General features: G+C 42.9%; 23 protein-coding genes. 10 read left to right on the forward strand and 13 right to left on the reverse strand.

Going from position 1 to position 20,666, the window contains the following annotated elements; translation table 11 throughout:
* Positions 1–61: 61 nt before the first annotated feature.
* The 6 genes from METLIM_RS00465 to METLIM_RS00490 form a co-directional block, all read right to left on the reverse strand.
* Positions 62–742 (reverse strand): diphthine--ammonia ligase, encoded by a 681-nt coding sequence (locus tag METLIM_RS00465; protein ID WP_004075824.1) that lies wholly within the window; start codon positions 740–742, stop codon positions 62–64.
* Positions 743–931: 189 nt separating this feature from the next.
* The gene (budA, locus tag METLIM_RS00470; RefSeq protein WP_004075825.1) at positions 932–1,693 is read right to left on the reverse strand and encodes an acetolactate decarboxylase; all 762 of its coding nucleotides are present in this window, start codon (positions 1,691–1,693) and stop codon (positions 932–934) included.
* 219 nt (positions 1,694–1,912) lie between these two features.
* On the reverse strand, positions 1,913–3,601 hold the full coding sequence (locus tag METLIM_RS00475) for a YgiQ family radical SAM protein (protein ID WP_004075826.1): 1,689 nt from the start codon (positions 3,599–3,601) through the stop codon (positions 1,913–1,915).
* A gap of 239 nt (positions 3,602–3,840) precedes the next feature.
* The gene (locus METLIM_RS00480) at positions 3,841–5,433 is read right to left on the reverse strand and encodes an FMN-binding glutamate synthase family protein (protein WP_004075827.1); all 1,593 of its coding nucleotides are present in this window, start codon (positions 5,431–5,433) and stop codon (positions 3,841–3,843) included.
* A 367-nt stretch (positions 5,434–5,800) separates the two neighbouring features.
* Positions 5,801–6,454, reverse strand: a complete 654-nt coding sequence (gene npdG / locus METLIM_RS00485) for an NADPH-dependent F420 reductase (RefSeq protein ID WP_004075828.1) — start codon at positions 6,452–6,454, stop codon at positions 5,801–5,803.
* 73 nt (positions 6,455–6,527) lie between these two features.
* Entirely contained in the window at positions 6,528–7,418 is an 891-nt protein-coding gene (locus tag METLIM_RS00490; RefSeq protein ID WP_004075829.1) for an Mrp/NBP35 family ATP-binding protein, read from the reverse strand.
* Positions 7,419–7,888: 470 nt separating this feature from the next.
* On the opposite strand from METLIM_RS00490, the gene METLIM_RS00495 reads away from it, so the two are divergent.
* A complete protein-coding gene (locus METLIM_RS00495) occupies positions 7,889–9,112 on the forward strand; it encodes a deoxyguanosinetriphosphate triphosphohydrolase family protein (protein WP_004075830.1) in 1,224 nt (407 codons plus the stop codon).
* A 199-nt stretch (positions 9,113–9,311) separates the two neighbouring features.
* Here the strand turns inward: METLIM_RS00495 and METLIM_RS00500 are convergent, their stop codons facing one another.
* The 6 genes from METLIM_RS00500 to METLIM_RS00525 all read right to left on the reverse strand — a co-directional run bounded on the left by METLIM_RS00500 (position 9,312) and on the right by METLIM_RS00525 (position 13,811).
* Positions 9,312–9,662 (reverse strand): transcriptional regulator, encoded by a 351-nt coding sequence (locus METLIM_RS00500; RefSeq protein WP_004075831.1) that lies wholly within the window; start codon positions 9,660–9,662, stop codon positions 9,312–9,314.
* Positions 9,659–9,922, reverse strand: a complete 264-nt coding sequence (locus METLIM_RS00505; protein WP_004075832.1) for a MarR family transcriptional regulator — start codon at positions 9,920–9,922, stop codon at positions 9,659–9,661. The genes METLIM_RS00500 and METLIM_RS00505 overlap by 4 nt, the downstream gene beginning before the upstream one ends.
* 406 nt (positions 9,923–10,328) lie before the next feature.
* Positions 10,329–11,495 (reverse strand): M20/M25/M40 family metallo-hydrolase, encoded by a 1,167-nt coding sequence (locus METLIM_RS00510; RefSeq protein ID WP_004075833.1) that lies wholly within the window; start codon positions 11,493–11,495, stop codon positions 10,329–10,331.
* 44 nt (positions 11,496–11,539) lie between these two features.
* A complete protein-coding gene (locus METLIM_RS00515; protein ID WP_004075834.1) occupies positions 11,540–12,052 on the reverse strand; it encodes a hypothetical protein in 513 nt (170 codons plus the stop codon).
* A gap of 285 nt (positions 12,053–12,337) precedes the next feature.
* Entirely contained in the window at positions 12,338–13,219 is an 882-nt protein-coding gene (gene moaA, locus METLIM_RS00520) for a GTP 3',8-cyclase MoaA (protein ID WP_004075835.1), read from the reverse strand.
* Positions 13,203–13,811, reverse strand: a complete 609-nt coding sequence (locus METLIM_RS00525) for an RlmE family RNA methyltransferase (protein ID WP_004075836.1) — start codon at positions 13,809–13,811, stop codon at positions 13,203–13,205. The genes moaA and METLIM_RS00525 overlap by 17 nt, the downstream gene beginning before the upstream one ends.
* A 105-nt stretch (positions 13,812–13,916) precedes the next feature.
* Between METLIM_RS00525 and METLIM_RS00530 the strand changes: the two genes are divergently transcribed.
* Together METLIM_RS00530 and METLIM_RS00535 are read left to right on the forward strand one after the other, a co-directional pair.
* A complete protein-coding gene (locus tag METLIM_RS00530; protein ID WP_004075837.1) occupies positions 13,917–14,660 on the forward strand; it encodes a DNA polymerase sliding clamp in 744 nt (247 codons plus the stop codon).
* Between the two features lie 2 nt (positions 14,661–14,662).
* Positions 14,663–15,808: a DNA primase large subunit PriL gene (locus METLIM_RS00535; RefSeq protein WP_004075838.1), complete on the forward strand. Its 1,146-nt coding sequence runs from the start codon at positions 14,663–14,665 to the stop codon at positions 15,806–15,808.
* A gap of 218 nt (positions 15,809–16,026) precedes the next feature.
* Here the strand turns inward: METLIM_RS00535 and METLIM_RS00540 are convergent, their stop codons facing one another.
* Positions 16,027–16,197 (reverse strand): hypothetical protein, encoded by a 171-nt coding sequence (locus METLIM_RS00540; RefSeq protein WP_157202182.1) that lies wholly within the window; start codon positions 16,195–16,197, stop codon positions 16,027–16,029.
* A 135-nt stretch (positions 16,198–16,332) separates the two neighbouring features.
* On the opposite strand from METLIM_RS00540, the gene METLIM_RS00545 reads away from it, so the two are divergent.
* The 7 genes from METLIM_RS00545 to albA all read left to right on the forward strand — a co-directional run bounded on the left by METLIM_RS00545 (position 16,333) and on the right by albA (position 20,645).
* The gene (locus METLIM_RS00545) at positions 16,333–16,884 is read left to right on the forward strand and encodes a thiamine-phosphate synthase family protein (RefSeq protein WP_004075840.1); all 552 of its coding nucleotides are present in this window, start codon (positions 16,333–16,335) and stop codon (positions 16,882–16,884) included.
* Positions 16,885–16,893: 9 nt separating this feature from the next.
* Entirely contained in the window at positions 16,894–17,085 is a 192-nt protein-coding gene (locus tag METLIM_RS00550) for a 30S ribosomal protein S17e (protein ID WP_004075841.1), read from the forward strand.
* Between the two features lie 7 nt (positions 17,086–17,092).
* Positions 17,093–17,968, forward strand: coding sequence for a 4-hydroxy-tetrahydrodipicolinate synthase (gene dapA, locus METLIM_RS00555; protein ID WP_004075842.1), 876 nt, complete (start codon positions 17,093–17,095; stop codon positions 17,966–17,968).
* Positions 17,961–18,728 (forward strand): 4-hydroxy-tetrahydrodipicolinate reductase, encoded by a 768-nt coding sequence (gene dapB / locus METLIM_RS00560; protein ID WP_004075843.1) that lies wholly within the window; start codon positions 17,961–17,963, stop codon positions 18,726–18,728. Before dapA ends, dapB begins: the two co-directional genes overlap by 8 nt.
* Before the next feature lie 383 nt (positions 18,729–19,111).
* Positions 19,112–19,285, forward strand: a complete 174-nt coding sequence (locus METLIM_RS00565) for an indolepyruvate ferredoxin oxidoreductase subunit alpha (RefSeq protein ID WP_004075844.1) — start codon at positions 19,112–19,114, stop codon at positions 19,283–19,285.
* Between the two features lie 49 nt (positions 19,286–19,334).
* Positions 19,335–20,351 carry an aspartate-semialdehyde dehydrogenase gene (asd, locus tag METLIM_RS00570; RefSeq protein WP_004075845.1) on the forward strand — a complete coding sequence of 339 codons (1,017 nt, stop codon included), beginning with the start codon at positions 19,335–19,337 and terminating at the stop codon, positions 20,349–20,351.
* A gap of 21 nt (positions 20,352–20,372) precedes the next feature.
* A complete protein-coding gene (albA, locus tag METLIM_RS00575; RefSeq protein ID WP_004075846.1) occupies positions 20,373–20,645 on the forward strand; it encodes a DNA-binding protein Alba in 273 nt (90 codons plus the stop codon).
* Positions 20,646–20,666: the final 21 nt, after the last annotated feature.

The raw sequence follows: 20,666 nt of genomic DNA on the forward strand, positions 1-20,666 counted from the left end.
ACATAGCACCGAATATGGTCGCAGCATAGGCATCCGGTATTCAGGAAAAAAACGCTGATGATCATTTATCCTCCAGATGTGCCGATGTTATTGAAAGTGTGCCATTGTAATTTCTGTAACTGCACGAGGACTCATCAATGACAATTCTCTTCTTAAAGAAGGGCGCATCACATACAAATGACTCATACTCCCCGCCTTCACCCGTGAGTGTTATATGATACCTGTCCCTTATCTTCTTCAGTTCGGCAAGAGTTTTTCTGTCAATGACCCTGCCGGGCCACTTTTCATCAAACGGGCAGGAGTAAACTCCGGCAATTATCACCTCAAAACCATCCTCAATCAGCGAGTTCATATATTTTTCCTGGTTTACATACCAGAGCGGATTAAAGCAGAAGAGGTCCAGTTCATCACAGATCTTCTGAACACGCGATGCCTGATAAACCGACATTACCGCTCCGGTTACAATCCCCTCAATGCCGTAATTGTCCATGGCAAGAGAAACTGCGGCTTTCAGATCTTTTAGTTCCTCCTCCTTCTCACCCGCAGTTTCATATCTTAAAAGGGGAATTCCTGCTGCCTCCGCCTGCATCATAGTCAGGTCGATATTGGGGGTGTGAAACATATAACTCTCTTTATTGGAGGACCTGAGCGTTATCAGGCATGAGACCTCCTCCTTTAAGAGTGCCATGTGGCACGCATATACTGAATCTTTCCCGCCGGAAAAAAGGACACCAAGTTTCATCTTCATGAAAAATTGATTTTATCAATAATTATCTCTGCCGGAAAAAGCATATCTGAATGATTTTACTCAAAAAAATTTTTACTGCTTTTTTCGGGTTTTCCGATTTTTACCGGAGATCTTTCTGAATAATAAACAGAATTAAAAAAAGAAGAAAACAGGTGATGTGATCTCAGAAATTATGAAAAATAATCAGAAATAATCTGAACTCACCCCGGCTGTTCTGAGCACGACCTTATCTGATCTGTCGGCTGACAAAACGCCGTAGTCCATCCTAAATTCAACAAGATGGCCTCCAAACTTCCGGTCCTCACTTATGAAATGGAGATGAAAGCCTTCTGAGGTGAGGTCTGCCATATAAGAAGGATGGAAATACCCTACAGCAGTACCCTTAACACCGGTTCTTTCAAAAAATGCCTGATTATCTGTGGAAAGAACCTCTTCAAGAGGCCTGTAAGGCTCATCCTGCCCCTTCACGCTCCTCGTCTTAACCTCGCTGAAATAACCGTCAAGCCTGACAGCATATATCACTGAACGATTGCTGTCAGATTCAAACCTGTCTGTAAGCAGTTCTTTCATGCCGGAATAATTTTTTGGACTTTCAAGAGCAAAGGCAATATCAGGACTGAATTCCTTAACCTCGGCAAAAGAGGCGGTCTGGCTTCCCGAAACCTCACCTACTGTTCCGTTGCAGAATACCTGATAGTATTCACCATCGACTGCAACCATCTCACCATTAAGGCGGTCAAAAGTACCAAGTCCTGTATCTCCATGCAGCATAACATCAGAGTAGGCAAATGTACCGTTATAATCACCTTTCAGCAGTTTATCAAGCGGAGAAAAGAGATAAACAGAGTCATCGTTATTTACAGAAGGATCGTACGAAAGGGCAGCAAAAATGAAAAATATCAGAGCAACCGCAAAAACAAACCCAAGAATATAATTTTTATTCATTACCAAAACCATCCGGACATTGTGAAAATTATCTGAGATAATGCTGTAACAGATATTGTAATCAGAGGTATTACAGTTACAGGTTCTGTCCGGAGATTAAATATCCGATTCGTTGCAGGCAGCAGGTGTAAGCCGCCCAAAAGGAGAACATAAGAATCCTTAACCTGCTTAAATTCTGAAAAAAAAGTCTTTCAGAGAATATCCATAAACTGATACCCATTATGAGATCTTCCGGATGATCTTATCTTTTCGCGCCTCAAGTTTCCCGATATTCTTCTCTGTTACAGATTTTTCTCCGGTAACAGGGTCAAAACCGAGATAGTACATAGCAGTTGAGCGCGTCCCGGGTGTGGGCGTGAAGATCTGAAACTGCCTGCCTTTCAGGTTGTTTTTAAGCAGAAAATCCGCAGTATCAGAACCCTCCTTATCACCCTCACCCGGATGCCCCACTATGACATAAGGAATAACATACTTCCTGATACCTTCCTTTTTCGTAATCCGGTTAAATTCGGATAAAAATCCGCAGAAAACTGCTGTAGCCGGCTTATTCATAAGTCTGAGCACTTTATCGGATCCGGATTCCGGAGCAACCTTCATCTGACCGGAGATATGATTATTCAGCATATCCTCAAGGAATCTTTCATCCATAAGGCAGGGGTCAAACCTCAGTCCGGAATTGACAAATACATGCTTAACGCCTTTTATCTTTCCTGCATCCTTCAGAAGCGCCAGATATTCAGAATTTCCGGAGATAAGATTTCTGCACCCGGAACCATCCTTAAGGCAGTCATGGAGAGTGCAGCCGCCAGTAATGCACTCTGCGCCGTACATATTTGCAGAAGGGCCGCCGATGTCCGTTATTGTTCCCTTAAAGTAGTCCATCGCAGCAATTTCCCGAACCTCACTGAGTATAGATTCACGGCTTCTGGATACTATTTCAGAACCCTGGTGAGAGGCAATCGAACAGAATGAACAGTTCCCAAAGCATCCCCTGTGAGAGGTTACAGAGTATTTGATCATCTCAAAAGCCGGAATATCATGAAATTCCGGGTGAAGTTTTCTCATGAACCGGCTTTCATAAATAAAATCCAGTTCTTCCCTGCTGATTCTCCGGCGGGGGTACTGGATGATGTACCTTGAATCCTGCTTCTGGAAGAGCACCTTATCATCACGGTTCTTCTCAAACAGAAGATGGGCCTTCGCAAAATCATCTTTTGAGTTTTTTGCATCCTCAAAGGAGGGCAGAATTACCGGATCTTCATAGCCTTCAGTGCTTCGCACAGCAACCGCAGTATTCCCAATCTGCATATCTTCGACTGAAATTCCGGATTCAAAACCCCTGACAGCATCCAGAAGGGCATATTCACCCATACCATAGATGAGCATATCAGCTTTTGAATCAAAGAGAATACTCCGCTTTACCTTCCCTGACCAGTAGTCATAATGGGCAGTCCTTCTTAGCGAAGCTTCAATACCGCCGATTATAACCGGTTTTTCCTTACATACCGATTTTATCTGGCTGCAATAGACATTCAGAACCCTGTCAGGACGGATGCGGTACTTCCTGTCCTCACCTTTCTTTGAAAAATAGGGGTTACCGCCCTCACAGAAGAGATCTTCATGCCTCGGCTTCTTAGTTGCCGTATAATTCAGCACCATCGAGTCCATCTGGCCGCCGGATACTGCAAAGGCGATACGCGGAACACCAAGCTTAAGGAATGATTCAGGATCGCGCCATTTCGGCTGTGACAGTATGCCCACCCTGTAACCATTCCTCTGGAGAAACCGCCCCAGAAGTGCCATGGCAAAAGACGGATGATCAGCATAGGCATCCGGAGTTACGATGATTACATCACACTCGTCGTAACCGGACTTTTTCATTTCATTTAAAGAAGACGGCAGAAACAAGAATTAAACCCTCACATTTTGAAAAAAACTCCGGAAAAAACAGCCGGAATATATTATATATCTGTATTAAAGGCTTTAATCAGCAATAATACCAGTTATTACTGCATTAAGCCCTGCCGGATTATCTGATAAGTGGAAGGTATAATTATCTGTCCGGAAAAAATATCCTGCCGGAAAATTCCGGCATTATATTACAGGGATCACATTATCAGGAAAATATCCGCAGACGGAGGAGAAGATCACTCCAGCAGAATATCCAGTGCTTCATCACGGTATGACTCCATGACATATGATATGCCGGAGACTTCCGCTGCTTCAGGAGTCAGTGCCATAAGATCATTCCTTGATATTGTACCCAGGTTAAAATTTCTGCTTCCTGCCATTATCTGCTGCATTCCGGTCTTAAACCTCTGAGTATATGTATAAAGGGCAACTGCGCCAAGAGGTATCTCCTTAATACCCTCACCATACATCTCCTTAAGTTCTTCATAGCAGACAAAGATCTGTTCGACGCTATTTCCGTACCTGGACACCGTCTTTGGAAGTTCTCCCTTATCAAGCCATTTCCCGATATTTTTACCCACCATTCCGGGGATCATAAGCGCACGGCCCATACATACAGCTTTAAAGTATGGCGCACCCATACAGAGCGCCTTAAAAGCATTCGCCTCATCTGCAAAACCTCCTGCGATTGCAAGGTCAGGAACGCGGAATCCTTTAGCTTCAAGCTGTTTTGAAAAGTCATATGCAAGTGACTGGAGATAGAAGGTCGGAATACCCCATTCATTCATCATGGGCCAGGGACTCATGCCGGTCCCGCCCGGTGCTCCGTCTATTGTCAGAAGATCAATCTTTGCCTCCGATGAATAGCGCAGTGCCATTGCAAGCTCCTTCATGGAGTATGCTCCGGTTTTAAGGGTGATACGCCTGAATCCCAGGTCACGCAGGCGGTCAACCTCCTCAAGGAAACCCTCTTTTGTAACAAAACCAAGCCTTGAGTGGCGCTCAAATTCAGTTATAGCGCCCGCCTTATATGCTTCCTGCACTTCATGCCTTGTTGGATCAGGGAGTATAATATAACCTCTTTTTTTAAGCACAAGAGCACGTTCAAGTGAATCAACCTTGATCTCACCGCCTATGCATTTTGCACCCTGGCCCCATTTTAGTTCTATCGTCTGAAGCTCATGTTTAGATGATACATACTCGGCAGTGCCGAGCCGTGTGTCCTCGACATTGAGCTGTACAAGAATCTCACCATAGCCATTATGGAATTTGTTATATGTCTCAATTCTCCTGTCCATCTCCGGAGATGATGAAACCTTATTGTTCTTGTCAAGCTGAAGTTCAGGGTCAACACCACAGACATTTTCTCCGCATACAAGTGTAATTCCGGATATTGCAGCACCTACCGCAAAATGTTCCCAGTTGACACGGGCAATCTCGGTAGAACCCAGTGCTCCGGTAAAAACGGGAACTTTCATCGGAACCTTTAGATCCCAGCCATATTCAGTCTCTGTGTTTACATCCTCAAAAACTGCTGTATCCGGGCTTGCAGTAACACCTTTCAAAAGCCCTTTTGCACCGGCAGCATAGCCATGGATGTTTAAATGTGAATAATCAACAGGGTAATCCTTATCTGCACCGGCCGTCACCTCCCCGTAAGGGCCGGGATAGAGCACTTCACGGCCCCTGAAAGAAGACAGCCAGATATCACAGTTGCCTTTACATCCGTCAACACAGCGTGAGCACATTCCGGACATGGGAACAACATTTCTTGAGCGGGTCGATGTATGCACGGCATCATCTGAATTTGGGGTTTTTAAATTTGCCATAACTTCTCCTCCGGTTCTGTCATCTGTTGATTACACTCAGAACATATAATAGTTAATTCTGAATATCCGCAGGATGAAATCATAGCGGATGACAGAGATCTGACTTACCCATCCGGCAAAACACTGGCACGGGTAATGATCGACAATAAACTACTTCTTTCTATCATTATTTAATGATATCTATATAATCCATATAGAACGAAATAAAATAACAGAATATATAATATTCAGCCTGAAGGAGACAAAGATAGAAGATACAGCCAATATAACCCATAAAATACAAAATTTAGCCGGATTAAAAAAATATAATATATTAAGATTTAAAAAATAAGATATTAAGATTTAAAAAAATATAAAATATTAATAATCAGAAAAATTTAATTCCGACATCCTTCATATTATTGTACTTTGCAATATTCAGGATAAGGGGGGTTAAACTCTCAACAACCGATGACATCTCAAGAGGTCCGCCGTCAAGCGCCTTTAATTCGGAAATACTGTTTACAAGCTCCATTACAGTTTTTTTGGCATCTTCATCATCACTGCATACCACAACTGAATAGTCCAGTTTTTCACTCAGTCTCTTCCATTTCTGTGCAGAGATGTTATTGAATGCCGCAACTATACGTGAACTTTCCGGAAGGAGGCGCTTTATCTCAAGTGCTGCCGAACCTTCTGCCGGCGGATCGAAATAGAAGTGATCTTTCTTTGATATCGGATTTACAGGAGTGATTACTATTTTATCTTCAAAACCTGTAAGTCCTGCCAGTGTGGATTCCAGATGCTTGTAATTTACCGAGAGAATGACAATATCACCATTATCAACTGCCTCCTGATTGGTTGCCCCGGCGCATTTTGCATCCAATACTCCTTTCTCAGCCAGATTATCGGTGAGAGATTTACTCATGGTGCAGGCCTTATCTTTTTCCCTGGAACCGATAATTATCTCATGTTCATGTGAAAGACGGTGTGCAAGACCTTCCCCAATATCTCCTGTTCCGCCAACAATTCCAATTCTCATTCCTTATTGTTGAGAATTGAAAGAATAAATAGATAATCTGAAAAAATGAAAAAAAAGAATATTCTGAAATTATTCACTCTTTGATCTGCTTCAGAACTTCTTCCATTACATCATCAACGTGCTGCCAGGTGATCTTATTCTGCTCAGTACCGTCACGCTTTACAATGAACGGTTTTCCTGAATCACCTGCTTCACGCATCTCTTTGTCAAGCGGAATTGAACCAAGATACGGCACATTAAGCTCTTCGGCTGCTTTTTCTCCGCCACCTCTGCCAAAGAGATCAACAATTTCCCCACAGTGAGGGCATGTAAACCCGCTCATGTTCTCAACAATACCAAGAACCTTAAGACCAATTTTCTCAACAAACTTTACAGACTTTGAGGAATCAAGGATTGCAACCTCCTGCGGAGTTGTAACGATGACTGCACCTGCAATATTCGGCGCAAGCTGAGCAACAGCAAGAGCCTCATCCCCCGTTCCCGGAGGGAGATCAACCACAAGGAAATCAAGTTCGCCCCAGTCGGTCTCTTCGAGGAACTGCTTAATTGCAGTGTTTTTCATAGGTCCGCGCCAGATAACCGGGCTGGTCTTATCCGGGAGAAGAAATGCCATTGAGACAACTGAAAGATTTCCTGTAATCTTTACCGGTGAGATCTTCTTGCCGTCCATGGATGTCAGCTTTTCATCCTCAATCCCAAGCATCTTGGGGATATTTGGCCCATGAATGTCCATGTCGGCAATTCCGGTGGCGTAACCTTTGCTGGAGAGCGCCATTGCAAGATTTGTCGATACAGTGCTCTTGCCGACTCCCCCTTTTCCACTCAGAACAAGAATGACATGCTTTACATTAATATCCACTTTCTGCTGAATTCCTGCCGCTGTCTTCTTTGGATCGCTGCATCCTGCTGCTGACGCGCAGCTGCTGCAGTTTCCGTCACATTCAGTACTATTATTATCTGCCATATTTTTCTCCAAAAAAATTTCTTATAATCTAATATTGAATTTCTTTTAAAAATAAAGGTATCAATTTCTGCACAGACAATTCTAAATTATTTTAAATATGGGAGGTAACTTCAAATCAACTCTCAAAAACACGCATTCATAAAATGTAAAAAAATTCAGTAAATATTGCCCCGAAAAATACTGCATAAAACCCGGAAAACATAAATTCAATCAGGCATAATGCCTGCCGTCAGCAGAAAAAACAGATTATTCAATAAATTATATAGTCATAGACAATTGCTGCACAAAAACTGAACAAAAAAGTCACCATGAGCCTGTGGGTTCACAGATGATAAATGAAACAGTTTATTGATTCATAGGAGTAGATTCAACAGCTAATAAACAGAAGCGCCAGCAAAAAACCACAGAAATAAACAATATCGGGAGTATAATACTCAGGATATAAATTTTCGTAACAGAAGAGTAACAGAATGAACAACCGCCAGAATATAGCTCCGGAAATACAGTCAGATTCGGCCATAAAGGAAAGTATAGAGAAATACTACTCACCATATGCAACCCTCAACTCCCATGCAGTACGAAGAAAGAAGAGATACCCTGAAGATATAAGAACTGAATTTTCCCGCGATTGTGACAGAATTATTCACTCACGGGCATATTCAAGATATATCGACAAAACACAGGTGTTCTATCTTGTATCAAACGATCACATAACGCACAGGGCGCTGCATGTACAGATTGTATCAAGAATAGGCAGAACTATAGGCAGAAGGTTAAGGCTGAATGAAGACCTGATTGAGGCTATCGCCACCGGACATGACATCGGGCACCCTCCATACGGACATACGGGAGAGAAAATACTCTCTGAACTCAGTGAAAAACATGGATCTAAAAAATTCATGCATAATGTGCAGAGTGTAAGATTTCTTGACCTGATTGAAGATTCTGACCTCACACTTCAGGTACTTGACGGAATATTATGCCACGACGGAGAATCAAACCAGGGAAGGCTCTCATACAGCAGATATTCCTCATGGGAGATATATGACGAAAAACTGTCTGATGCACAGAAAGACGGCCATAAGGGCAGTCATCTCTATCCTTCCACACCGGAAGGCTGCGTGGTCAGGCTGGCAGATACCATAGCATATATCGGAAGAGATATCCAGGATGCTATAGAAATCGGCCTTCTGCCCGCAGATGTGAGTCTTCCCGACAGTGCCACTGAAGTACTTGGATGTGACAACCGGACGATTGTAAACAGCCTGATTATGGATCTGATAGAGAACAGCAGAGCAGGCAACCAAAATTCCGTCAGGGTGCCTGCTGACAGGTACGATGAAGATTTGAACACAATAGGCTATTCGGACAGAACAGCAGGCGCTCTCAGGGAACTAAAGGAATTTAATTATAAAAATATATATAACAATAAAAAACTCACATCGCAGAAGAAAAAGATTGAATTTATGTATGAATTTCTCTTTGAGACCTATCTTGATGACCTCGAGAACGGGAATAAAAAATCCAGGATTTATAAGGAGTATATAGAAACAGACGGTAAAAATCCTGATTATCTGAGAAATGCGTCCCCTCCGGAGATAGTCTCGGACTATATAGCAGGTATGACGGACGGCTATTTTGAGAGGAGATTTACCGAAACTGTAATTCCAAAGAGAATTATCGGGAAATTCTGAATTATCTGACAGATAAAGGACAATTGAATATCAGGGCTTTCCGGAAAATTTCCGCATAGACAGATTGTTCCACCATCCGGAAAATAAAGAATAAAGGAAGAGAAAACAGAGAAGAAAAGAAGAGACAGCACAGAATGAGAGAAAATAAAATTCAGTAAAAGCAGAGCAAAAAAGTAAAAATTTCTTCAGGAATTAATTATTATTCCGGATAATTATCAGATTCAATAAGATAGCCGGATTTTTCTTTCATCATATAGACGCAACGGCAGATATCACATATAGTAACAGCTCCTTCACCACTGATAACACCTTCCGCCCACGAATCTATAATTATGCTGAGCTCCGCAGAGATCTCAATATCCCTGCATCCTCTCTTTTTATTCAGATACTGCGACACTGCTGAACGGGAAATACCCATCCACTTTGCTACTTTAACCTGTGGAATACCACGATCATGCACAAGCCGGCAGACTAACTCAGCTCTTATGTAAGGGAGATAATCTCTGACGATCTCATCACAGGTCGTGATATTGCAGACAGGATGCTTCATGCTGTAGCCGCTTCAGATGAATCCTCAGTAAGAATTTTCTTCTGGTAAAGAACCTGACGGGCATCACGGAAATTGAATTTTTCAATGATATACCCATTCTCTTTCAGGCGCTTTAATGCGTAGCGTATGGTTCTCGGGGCAATTTCTGCCTCTTCAGTCATGTCCTTGAATGTTCTGGGCTCGCCATCTTCAAGCAGGTTGAGAACCGTTCTTGCCGATGGAGGGAGCCGAACTTTGTTCACACCGTTAACAACTGTCATAGACCATAATTAACACTAATATCATATATAACTTTCGCAAAAAATGAGGAAATAACAGTAAATTCCGGAGTAAAATCTCTGAACGGTGCAGTATGGTATATCCATGTAATGATCCATACAGATATTAATTAATTATTACACGGTGCATTAAGCCACAATATGAGCAGATCTGCAAAAATCAGAAAAGCGCGAACACCAATGAAATAATTCCCGACAGACATCCGGCACAATTAAAGCTAAAAGCACCCTTAAAAATTAAATAAATGTCAATATTCATTAAAATTATAGCGTTGAGAAATCCGGCGCAGAGAAGAATCACAACGGGGTGCCGCACCTGCATCAGAAAGAAATCATAGTAATTAATAAAATATTTCTTAATTACAACAATTCATCAGCAACTACAGATTCAGCAGTACCTGCGGATTAACTCCCTGTAAACATCAACCGATCTGCGAAGATTTGCAACAGACACTTTTTCATCAATTGCATGAAGAAGATCAATCTCCCCGGGACCATATTCAAGGGCACAAAAACCTGCCTGACGGAGAAACCTTGCATCAGTGGCTGCCCACTGTACAAAAGGAAACGATCTGCAACCGTAAACACTCTCAATAGAAGAACAGGTCTTTTTTACAATATCTGACTCATTTCCTGTAACAGACGGATCAAAGCACTCCAGAACTTCAACATTGGCAGAATGTGCATGATCCATAATCTCACAGATCAGATCTTCAGGGCTGCACCCCCATGGAATTCTCATCTCAAGATCAAGCGAACACTTCTCAGCAACAATATTAGTCTTCTCTCCGCCCTTAATCTGACCGGGATTATATGTTATTCTCCGGAGCACATTTTCTATCCCGGAAATATCAAAGATTTCCCCTAACAGTGAAACAGAATCACCAATCATATCTGAAAGTTTGGCCCCTGCATCAAAATCCCGGTTGCCAATGTCCCGGATAAAAATCATAAGATCAAGGGCATTCATTATTGCGCTCTCACCTACATGAGGATATAATGAACCATGACCAGGCTCACCCATGAAGTCAAAATTAATCCTTAACAGTCCTTTCTGCCCGATTGAAGGATTAAGTACCGGAGTCGGTTCAGCTATAAGGCAGTCACAGGGTTCAAAAAATTTCTTCTCAACAATATGCCTCATACCATATCTGCCGCCGTTCTCCTCATCACAGACAAAGCAGAGATTTGCACAAACCCTGCCCTTCTTATCATATTCCTTAAAAAAAGCAGAGAGAAGGGCCGCACAGCCACCCTTCATGTCAGTCGAACCGCGGCCGTGAACAAAACCGCCGTCTATATCCCCGCAGCAGGGATCTCTCTTCCAGCGATCCGCAATCGCAGGGACAACATCAAGATGCCCGGCAAGAAGAAGGGGCATCTCACCAAAATCAGTCAGGATATTATCCCTGCCACCCTCATTTTCGGTAATTACATACGGGATATTCCTCTCATCAAAGAGTTCTGCAATGAAAGAGACCGCACCCTCTGTGTTCCCCGGAGGATTTTCTGTATTGATCTTAACCAGCTCAGAGCATAAACTTTCAACTTCCATAGCACAGACACCAAAATCTTCAGTATGACAGTTCCTGTCCGCTATCAGTTCTGACGGGAGTTCATAAACTCAGTAAACAGCAGATCAAGTGAAGCTCCTTTGTACATGCTCCTGATGAACTGGTTTGAGAAGAATTCATCAATCCACCTGTTAAACATCCTCACCTCAGTCGGCTGGTTTGAGTCCGGATTTATTGATATTCTGAAACTCCTGTAAGCCGCAGGAGTACTTTTATCATATATAGCCTGCCACAATGAAGGCAGTTCATCAAATTTATCCCGGTGATTCTCCTTCATCCAGTTTATGAATTCGGGGAAATAAGCGCGATCACCTTTCTTCTCCTCATCAATCCTCCAGCGCATATACTCCATATTCATCTTATTCCTGACATTGTGAAAATTAAAGGAGAGAATACATACGGAATAATCTATATGTGCGATTGAATCCATGAAATAGAAGTATAATACCGGGTTAAAATCACTTACGGACTCAAGAACCAGGGATTTGCTGTATAATTTATCCAGAACATGATTATATTCATTCTTTTCAGTTAGCATAACTACCAGTTAAACCGCCGTTAAAAAATAATTTTGCAAAAAGATCAGATAACATACACCTGCCCTGCGGATAATTTAAACAAGAGAACCGCCATCAGGAAAGGTACCCTGATCCGGCAGCCTGATTTTAACGGAACATAATTTTAAAAATCAGGCAGAGATAAAAAGCGCGTTCATCCCATAAACCGTAAAAAACTTTATTCTGCATCAATCCTCCAATATGATGATTTAACAAAAAAGCAGAATATTATCCATTCTGCCAGATTATACAGATTATAAGCCAGATCACCTGAAATAAGGCTCTCTTATACTTGCAGCCATGAGAAAGGCCTTCCTCATTTCATCCTCAGAAAGACCCCTGATATTTATATGATTATCATGCCTGAGCAGGCATGGTTTAAGATAACCGTCCGAAGTCACCCTCAGGCGGTTGCAGTTTGCACAGAATTCCTTATTGTGCATAGGGCGCACAACCTCAATCTCCGCGCCGTCAAGGCAGTACTTTTTCCGGTGGTGCATCCGGCGTGTGATTATCAGTTTTGAACGCTTCTGGAGGTCTTTTTCAAGTTCATCGACATTTGTAATTGAATCAGGATCTTTGAAATCCATCAGTTCAATAAACTGAAGAATTATCTCCCGCCTGCCCCTTGCAAAGTCCACAAAATCTTCAAGTTCGTCATCATTTACGCCTTTAAGCATGACAACATTGATCTTTACAGGCGTAAGTCTGGCCTCAATGGCAGCCTCAATGCCTTCAAGAACATCAGACAACATATCCTTACCGGCAATCTCCCTGTATTTATCCGGATTTAAAGAGTCAACACTGATATTTACCCTTGAAAGTCCGGCATCCTTCAGATCGTGCGCAATAGGAGCAAGAAGAGTACCATTTGTAGTCATTGAAGATTCCATAGAATCGGGAACCGCAGAAACAATATCACAGATATCCTTCCTTACAGTCGGTTCACCCCCGGTTATCTTCACACTGCTTATTCCAAACCCGGATGCCACATTAAATATATTTGATATCTCTTCAAGTGACATCTCCGCGCCCGGATTATCCTCCCCTTCACGGTGGCAGTACATACAGTCAAGATTGCACCGGGGAGTGATGCTGATTCTCAGATTTGAAATCTTTCTGCCGTAATTATCAGTCAGTTTCTGCATTTATCTTTCCGTTGAAATTTCTTGCAATAATATATACTTCAGTACTCCCCCTTCTTGATGCCTTTGTCCGGTAAACCTTTACTGCATAGAAATTCTGTCTTATCTCATTAAGAAGTTCCTGAAACATCTCACCCTGAAAAGATTTTATGATTAAGTTTCCGCCCGGCTTTAAAATCCGGCACGCAAAATGAAGTGCCCCTTCATTAAGCCCGATCGCTCTTGCCTGATCATATGACTTATTGCCTGCAAACTGCGGCGCGGCATCACAGAGAACAATTCCTACATTATTCTCACCAGTCAGAGAGATAACCTTATCCTGAATCTCTTTTTTAGTAAAATCACCTTTAACTGTATGCGTCCCTTCTACGGGAACTATGGGATTGAGATCAATGCCGATGATCACTCCGCCTGTGATGCCTTTTACGAACTGCAGCCAGCTTCCGGGGGCCGCACCAAGGTCAACCACATTGTCATCCCCGCGTATCAGCCCGAATTTTCTCTGAATCTCTTCCAGTTTGTAAGCAGCTCTTGATCTGTAACCTTCGCCTTTTGACCTGCGATAGTACTTATCTGCTCCCCATTGAGAACCCATTGTCCGTATTTATCCTCCTTTTTTTAAATATCAAAGTTCAAACATTAGATATAATTAAAAATTATGCTAATCTAGTTTATAATAGACTTTGTAAAGGGGAAAGAAATGTTAAAAGCAGAAATAAACACAGATGTCTTTAAAGAGGCTATTGATGTAATCGCCGCCCTGGTAACAGAGTGCCGGCTGCACATAAGCCCTGATGGAATAACCACACGCGCCGTTGATACGGCTAACGTTGCAATGATCTCTTTAACCCTCAGTTCAGGAGCTTTTACATCCTACGATGCAACCGAAACCGAGATCGGTCTCGACATCAACAAGATGAAAAATATTCTCGGAATGATGGGAAAAGATGAGATACTCTCACTTGAACTTCCTGATGACGGTCACAAAATGGAGATGGCATTCGGTGGATACAAGTACTCAATCGCCCTTCTGGATGTAAATACAGTACGGAAAGATCCAAATCCGCCATCAATTGATCTTCCGGGAAAAGCAGTATTATCAGGTTCGGACTTAAACAGCTCAATAAAAGCGGCATCGCTTGTATCAGACAAGATTGCCTTTGGAATAAATCCGGAAAAGCCCACCTTCTTCATGGAGGCAGACGGAGATACCGACCACATCAACCTTGAGCTTGAAAAGGATCAGCTTGAATCAATCACACCGGCAGAAGCAAAATCACTCTTCTCTCTGGATTATCTGCGCGACATGGGAAAAGTCATGAGCAGGTCAGACAGAGTAGAGATAGATATAGGCTTAGACCACCCTGTAAAATTCGGCTTTGAGATTGCGCAGGGCAATGGAAAAGTTGAATTCCTTCTGGCACCCCGTATTGAAACAGACTGAAAATGCCTGTCGAATTTGACAAAAAAGATCTGGCAAAATATCCTTTTTTAAAAGAAGCACACGACCTCGTCAGCAGCAGCGCGTATTCACTGGATAACTTCCTTAAAAGCCGCACGGGAACTGAAATCTCAAAACATGCTGCTGAAAGAGTGAAAAAGGCTATAAAACCCCCTTACTTATTTGAGAATATACGCAACGAATTTCCGGAAGGCGAGATCATGGCATATGCCATCTCAAGAGTGATTGTCTCCTGTATGAAAGAGAGGGCAGTTATAGATAAGATCTGCCGCTATGAATCTGAAAAAGCATATTTTTACCTTCAGACTGAAGAGAAGGAGAAGAGAGATTACATCTCCCAAAGCATGGGAATTGACCCGTTCTCTGATGAAATTCCGGTGCACACATATGTCATGCTCGTACCAAACCTCAGAGATGCAAAATGGCAGCTTGTAAACCGTGAACTTAACAGAGGGATGGTCAGGATCACCAATGAAGAGAAAGCTGAGCTGTTAAAGGAGAGAATCAGAACAGTACTCCACCAGCAACTCCCTTTTCCGGTGACAGATTCCATATGTGAACTTTTAAAAACGGCAACTGAAGAAATTTCAGTAAATTATAAGCAGACCATATTTGAGCAGTTCGGCAGCCTGGATGAAGGTTCCTTTCCGCCATGCATGAAAGCAATAATTGCAGCAGTATCTGAAGGGACAAATATTCCGCATACCGCAAGGTTTGCCGTGACGGCATTTATGCACACAATCGGAATGGACCTCCACCAGATAGTAGAAGTCTATACGAGGGCACCGGATTTTGACGTACAGAAGACAATGTACCAGGTAGAGCATATCTCCGGAAAGGGCGGCACAGAATACAATCCTCCCGGATGTGCAACAATGAAAACATACGGGCTGTGCGTAAACCCCGATGCCATATGCAAAAACAAGTCCGTCACCCATCCGCTGTGGTACTATAAACAGAAGAAAAAGATGTCTGCCCAGAAGAAAGCATGGAATGAGAAGAGAGGCAGTTTACAGAGAAAAGAGTCCGCCGGAAAGACAAAATCAGGAAACACAAATAAAAAATCTAAAACAGGGCAGATTAAACCAAAAACCGAAAACAAAAGCAATAATAAAAACAATAATTACTGATAAAATAGCTGCTGACAGAGTACTACATTCAGAAATCAGGACCGGAATCTGACATAACGCTAAATTCAGTAAAATAAATATTGCCGGAATGATGAATAATCATATTCAGCAGATCTATATTCGGAAGTTCTATATTAAAACAGACCACAATATAGTTTTTTTGTGGATAATAAACCGAAAATATCCACTCTTAAAATCCATTATCTTCTTAATCCCGTTTATTTTTTTACCGGAAGTGCACCTGACATGTAAAACCCTCCGGCTGTCATAATAACAATAAACAATATTATAGAAGCAATAACTGCATATCCGCCGGGGATGAAGACCGGAAATAACGCAAGACTGACAATAAGTACAATTAAACTTACAACCGCGATTGAACAATCCATAACGACCTGCTGATTCATAAAAATAATCTTTCATTCAAAGGTAAAATAAGTCACCCATATGTAACCTGACTCCACCCCTTCCTGAGAGGCGCAGGGATCATATAATATCTGCTTAAACAAAAATTGCATGAAAGAATGAATGAAGAGAGAGAAGAGATATTTTTCCGGTTAAAAAAAGCGTTAAAAATCCTGAAAGAGGATTTAAAACCGGAAATTATACCTGAATCAGGGATGACCATCGCCTTTGCACAGGAGAATGCAACAGATGCAAAAGAGGTTTTTGGACTCCCCGAAAGAATAACAGTATCTGAAGAAGGGATGCGATTTCCTTCCGGAATTGTAACGGGCGCGGATGAAGAGATCTCAGCAGCGATACTTACAGTAATGAAATATGACAGGTCAGTAAGATCTGCGGCAAATATCAGATATTCAGAAGAAATAACTGAAGCAGTTCTGGATTACTTCCCGGAGGCAGGGTCTTTTGATCCTGACACCCGGCCGCTGCCGGCTTTATCTATGGACTGGGGCGTTGCATCATGCTGCTTTGAGGATGACATTCCCGATGTTATTTTTAACCGTGAAAGCGCATTAAGAGAGGGCAGGATACTGGTTCTTGGTGAAGATCCTGTAGAGATAGTCAGAAATATTATTAATCTTCAAAGGCGCATAAATAATAAAAACCAATAGGTAACTAACATGGGAATTAAACCGACATATATAAAGGCACTTGGCCAGGAACTTCTGGCAAAGCACGGTGAGAAGTTTACAAACGATTTTGACGCAAACAAGCAGGCAGTATCTGAAGTTGCGATTATCAGCTCAAAGAAGGTACGCAACAGAGTAGCCGGAAATATCACAAGAAAAGTAAATAGGAAGAGAGTCATATAAGTACACCATGTTTGAGGGTGTATATCCAGCATTAATCACTCCTTTTAAGGACAATTCCGAAAGAGATCTGGATCTCGACGGATTGTCTTCCAACATTGAATTTCTTATCTCCAGAGGAGTTCACGGGGTAGTGCCCTGTGGATCAACCGGAGAATCAGCAACTCTTACTTTTGAAGAGCATGAGGAAGTTATCGGCCGGACGATTGAGGTCGTAAACGGGCGCGTGCCGGTTCTTGCAGGGACTGGCTCCAATAACACCTCCGAAGCCCTGAGATTTACCAAAGCAGCGAAGGATCTCGGAGCAGACGGTGTTCTGGTACTAAGCCCTTATTACAACAAGCCAAACCGTTCAGGCCTTGTAAAGCATTATACAAAACTTGCCGATCTTGACATTCCGGTAATTGTGTACAATGTGCCCGGAAGGACAGGCCAGAACCTTGCCCCGGACCTGATAGCTGAACTTGCAAAGCATCCGTCTATTGCCGGAATAAAAGAGGCTTCAGGCGATATTGTCCAGATGTCAAGAGTTATTGAGTACACGGCTGATGAAGATTTCAGTGTCATATCGGGTGACGATGCAATGAGCCTTCCGCTCCTTGCGCTCGGAGGAAGCGGAGTAATCAGCGTTGCAGCAAACATCATGCCTGAACCGATGGTTGCCATGTATGAAAAGTTTAAGTCCGGAGATCTTGCAGGTGCAAGGGAGATCCATTACAGGTTATCGCCGCTTATCAGGTCAATGTTCATAGAGACAAATCCGATTCCGGTGAAGGCTGCATCCGGAATTCTTGGCATGGCCGCAGGACCTCTCAGACTTCCGCTTGACTACATGGAAGATGAAAAGGTCAGCGCACTTAAGGAGGTGCTTTCACATTATGACTAAAATAGCAATATGCGGTGCACTGGGGCGCATGGGTAAGACCATTGCAGCCATGATAGATGAAGACCCCGCACTCGAATTTATCGGCGGTGTGGATGTCGGAGAAGGAACCCTGTTCGGCAAAAAGGTTGTAAGCTCAGAGAACATTGATGATTTTCTGGCTGAGGAAAAGCCTGACGTCCTGATTGACTTTACCATTGCCAATGCCGCAGTTAAAAACATCCGGGCCGCATCCAAAGCAGGCGTTGCAGTTGTAGTCGGCACAACAGGCTTTTCTGAAGAGCAGAAGGAAGAGAACAGGAAGAATATTGAGGGCACAATTCCGGCAGTAATCTCAACCAACTTCAGTGTCGGCGTAAATATCTTCTGGAAACTTGTCCGTGAGGCTGCAAAACAGCTCTCAGATTACGACATTGAGGTCACTGAAGCCCACCACCACTTCAAAAAAGATGCACCAAGCGGCACTGCAAAGACAATCCTTGAGATAATCAAAGAGGAAACAGGAGACCGTGAGGAGATGTACGGGCGCGAGGGTATGGTTGGTGCGAGAGGAAAAGAGATCGGAGTGCATGTCATCCGGGGCGGCGATATAGTCGGTGATCACTCGGTGATGTTTGCAGGCAACAACGAGGTAATCGAACTTTCACACCGGGCATATGACCGCGCAGTCTTTGCACACGGAGTTATAAGGTCCGCAAAGTGGATTGCAGGTAAAGAACCGGGCATCTATACTATGGATGATGTACTCGGCCTCATCAGATAAGCAATCAAAGGATTTGAAAAATAAATCTGTATCATAAATACAGTTTTTCAGAAAATCCAACTATTTTCAGAGCAGGAATATTACCCGGCGAAAAGCAGAATATCCTGAGTCATATCATCACTCCGGAATTAAAGAATTCATTGACATCCGGCTTTTGAGTAAACCGGAAGATGATCATAAATAATCATAACCCGGACTTTGCAGAAGCAGAGAATATGCGCATTCACAGAAATGAAGACATACCGGCAGCATAACCGGCTGCCTATATTTAAATAAAAGGCACACAGCACTGCCATGAATGACAAGTCAGATAATAATGTTATGAAATTCAATCGAATCTCTTTTATTTATCCTGTACAAACATAACACCGAGGATAAATATTATGGTAGCAAAAATTGACGCTGAAAAGTGCACAGGATGTGAAACCTGTGTCGATGTCTGTCCATCAGAAGCAATCAGAATGGAAGACAACATAGCCGTTGTTGATGAAGATCTCTGTGTGGACTGCGAAGCATGTGTAGATGAATGTCCGGCAGAAGCAATAAAGATGGTTTAAGGGCTTTAGAAAAACCCTATATACAAACCAGACAATTCTCTTTTAACCCATGATCAATGTAGGAGTACTTGGTGCAACAGGTGCAGTCGGACAGAGATTTGTACAGCTGCTTGCCGCACACCCGTGGTTTAACCTTAAAACACTGACTGCATCCGAGAGGAGCGCAGGAAAGAGTTACAGGGAAGCCGTTAACTGGAGACTTGATGTTGCAATGCCTGAAAATATGGGCGACATTGTTGTCTCAAAAACATCGGTTGATAGTGTAAAAGATCTCGATATAGTCTTCTCGGCACTTCCTGCCGAACTTGCAGGCATTCTTGAGACTGAAATTGCAGACTCCGGGGTTGCAGTATGCAGCAATGCCGCATCCCACAGGATGGATGCAGACGTCCCGCTTGTAATTCCGGAAGTGAACCCGGACCATCTGGGCCTTATAGATGTCCAGCGCGACAGAGGCAGAGACGGCTTTATTGTGACAAATCCAAACTGTTCAACAATTGTTATGACAATGGCCCTCAATCCAATCAGGAAAAGAAATTTTTCAGATATAAGGGTTGCAACTATGCAGGCCGTATCAGGAGCAGGATTTGAAGGAATTGCAGCAATGGCAATTTATGACAACGTAGTCCCATACATTGGATCTGAGGAGACAAAGATGGAGACCGAGACCAAAAAAATTATGGGCCACTTCAACGGCTCAGAGATAGAGTATTCTCCGGTTCAGGTAAGCGCCTCATGTCACAGGGTGCCTGTCATTGACGGGCACACAATGGCAATATGGGCTGATACAGACGACCCTGCAGAAGAGATCATAAATGATTTCAGAAACTACAGGGCACCTTTCAGCAACCTGCCGACACAACCGGACAAATCGGTCATCTATCTGGATGCCGTGGACAGACCACAGCCAAGGCTTGACAGGAATTCAGGCAACGGGATGTCAGTATCTGTCGGAAGGGTCAGAGAAGGTCTCCGGTTCATTGCAACGGGGCATAACACAATACGCGGTGCTGCGGGGGCCTCAGTATTGAATGCCGAATTGATAGCAAGCAGAAAATATCTCTAAATTGATGGGAGAGTGTATCTTATGACTGACAACACAGTGTTCGTAGGTAACAAACCCGTAATGAATTATGTTCTTGCGGTTGTTACCCAGTTCAATCAGGGAGCAGATCATGTGGCTGTAAAGGCCCGGGGTAAGGCAATATCACGTGCAGTAGATACAGCTGAAATTGCAACAAACCGGTTTTTGGAAGGCGTTCAAAAGTCCGGGATCATAACAGGTACAGAACTTGTGGATACTGAAAGTGGCCAGACCAATGTCTCAAGCATTGAAATCACCCTTTCCAAAATTCCATAAAACCTTATTTTAACTATCCGA

The organism is Methanoplanus limicola DSM 2279, assembly GCF_000243255.1.
GTDB classification, from domain to species: domain Archaea; phylum Halobacteriota; class Methanomicrobia; order Methanomicrobiales; family Methanomicrobiaceae; genus Methanoplanus; species Methanoplanus limicola.